Consider the following 2074-nt stretch of genomic DNA (forward strand, 5'->3'; position numbering starts at 1 on the left):
GTGGTGCGGCACCTTCGGGGCCGAAGGCGTCCCCGGCTCCGAAGGCGAGCCCGAAGACCGCGGCTAGGGCGATGGTGAATCCGACGAACTTCGATGATGCGTTCATCGTGCGAATCTCCTGTCCGGGTCTGGTGTCGATCAGGAGGCGAGCTGGTAGCCGGCCTCGTCGACTGCGTGGGCGATGGCCGTCTGCTCGATCGGGGTGTCCGAGTCGATATCGACTCGGCCGCTCGCGAGGTCGACATTCACGGCGGTCACACCGGGGATGCCGCTGATCTCCTCTCGGACCGAGGAGACGCAGTGCCCGCAGGTCATTCCGGTGACGGTGACGGTGGTGTTCATCGATGCCCTTCTTTCTTCGATTCGGAATGTGATCGAGGTCGTCGCGACCCACTTACAGATTTACCATACCCCCCTACGGTATGCAACGAGATGTGCCGCACCGGTGCTACGGCATGACCCTGGGCACTGACCGGAACACCGCCCTCGGATGCGGGAGCGGCACCCAGAATCGAACGTCGCACCAGAGCCTGCATCGGCGGGCGTCCTCGACTCCGGCTACTACGAACGCGGATTACGCGCGCGCAGAGATGCCCACAATCTTCTCGATGATGTCGCTTCCGTCCTTGCCGACGTCGAATCTCGTGCGGACAGAGTGTTCTTTGGGTGATGATCATCGTCATCGCCATACTGGCCACGATCATGCTCTTCGTATACGAGCGTTCGGCCATCACACCGGTAGTCGGTACGCAGGCAATCCATTCGGCGTTCTGTCGTGGCTGCGCTCGGCGTCGCTGCACTGACCGTACTGGCGTTCGACCTCGGGATGGGTGGCTGGATGCTGCTGCTGTACTACACCGAGACCATGCCACCGGCCACCGACGCTGCGTTCTGGATGCTCATGCAAATCGGTATCGTCCTCGGGGTGGTCACGGGTTACCCCGTCGTCCGTCGCCTCCAACGTCACCGCAACACCCCCGCCTGAGGCGTGGGTGGCCCGCATTCGTGTGAATGCGGGCCACCGGTCGGTGGATAGTCGTGAACGGTGCCGCGTCGATACCCTCGTGTTCGGCAATCATCGTCGAGGTCTCGGGTGTGGGCAATGCAGGCCACTTCTCGGCGTGCACTGCCGCTAGCCGGTGGCCGGTACCTCGCCGCTTTCGGTCACCGTGGTCTCGGTGGGGGGTGGGGTGAGCCGGTCGGATCGATCGAGCGCATAGAGAGCGGCCACAGATGCCGCCCCGACCAGGGTCAGTATCGCCCAGATCAGTGCACCCAGATGCGCGTCGCTGAGAAGCCCGAAGACGGCTCCTGTACCCAGGTTGCCGAGCAGGATGCCGACCCCGACGATGGTGTTGTAGAACCCGTAATGGGTGGCCACCAGCTTCCCGCCCGACAGGGTCACCACCGTGTCCATCTCGAACGGAAACACCGCGGCGGTGCCGACCGCCAACAGTGCAGCGGTGAACACCAGGGCACCGGCGGCGGCCCACCCGCCCAGCGCGGCCGGGCTCGGCAGCACGATCAGCGGGAGGAACGCCAGCGCCATGATTGCCATACCGACCACCACGCTTCGCCCCGAACCCCACCTGCGGGACAACCAGGACGTGATCCGGAACTGCCCGGCGATCGCGACCACGCCGGAGACCACGAACAACGAGGTCACCAGAGCGGTGTCGGACCTGCCGTTACCGACTACCACCGCAGCCTGCAGCGGCAGCGCAAGATAGATCTGGAACGAAAGCACGTAGGATCCGATCATCGCCAGCGCGAACAGCACGAAGGGTCGGTTGGCCATCACCACCCGCCAGTCCTCGAGTACCGATGTCGTGGCCCCGGTCGTCTCGGCCCGGTGCGCGGGGAGCGTCCAAATCTGCACGATCGTCAGAACAGCAAAAATCGCGGCCGCTGCCAGTGAGGTGACTCGGAAGTCGAGGGTGGTCAGAGCGAGACCGATCAACGGGCCCAGCAGAATCCCGGCCTGATAGAACACGTTGAACACCGCGAACGCCTCGACCCGCCGTGGCCCTGCGTCGGCGGCCAGATACGCCCGCACGGCCGGGTTGAACAGCGA

The 2074-nt window shown here is 64.6% G+C and carries 3 protein-coding genes; 1 reads left to right on the top strand and 2 read right to left on the bottom strand.

Annotation, left to right across the window (positions count from 1 at the left end):
* Nucleotides 1-138: 138 nt before the first annotated feature.
* Complete coding sequence (locus tag RHBS_RS27195; protein ID WP_032375705.1) at nucleotides 139-342, bottom strand: heavy-metal-associated domain-containing protein; 204 nt, start codon at nucleotides 340-342, stop codon at nucleotides 139-141.
* 418 nt (nucleotides 343-760) lie between these two features.
* Here RHBS_RS27195 and RHBS_RS27200 point away from each other — a divergent pair, with 418 nt between their 5' ends.
* Entirely contained in the window at nucleotides 761-985 is a 225-nt protein-coding gene (locus tag RHBS_RS27200) for a DUF4396 domain-containing protein (protein ID WP_094648397.1), read from the top strand.
* Between the two features lie 147 nt (nucleotides 986-1132).
* On the opposite strand, the gene RHBS_RS27205 is transcribed toward RHBS_RS27200, so the two are convergent.
* A partial coding sequence (locus tag RHBS_RS27205; protein ID WP_128646893.1) for an MFS transporter occupies nucleotides 1133-2074 on the bottom strand: 942 nt, incomplete at its 5' end.

It is taken from the genome of Rhodococcus sp. BS-15, assembly GCF_000813105.1.
Classification (GTDB): domain Bacteria; phylum Actinomycetota; class Actinomycetes; order Mycobacteriales; family Mycobacteriaceae; genus Rhodococcoides.

Bases quoted from the DNA above. Each gene is read 5' to 3' on its own strand.
- RHBS_RS27195 (WP_032375705.1), bottom strand. From the start codon at position 342: ATGAACACCACCGTCACCGTCACCGGAATGACCTGCGGGCACTGCGTC.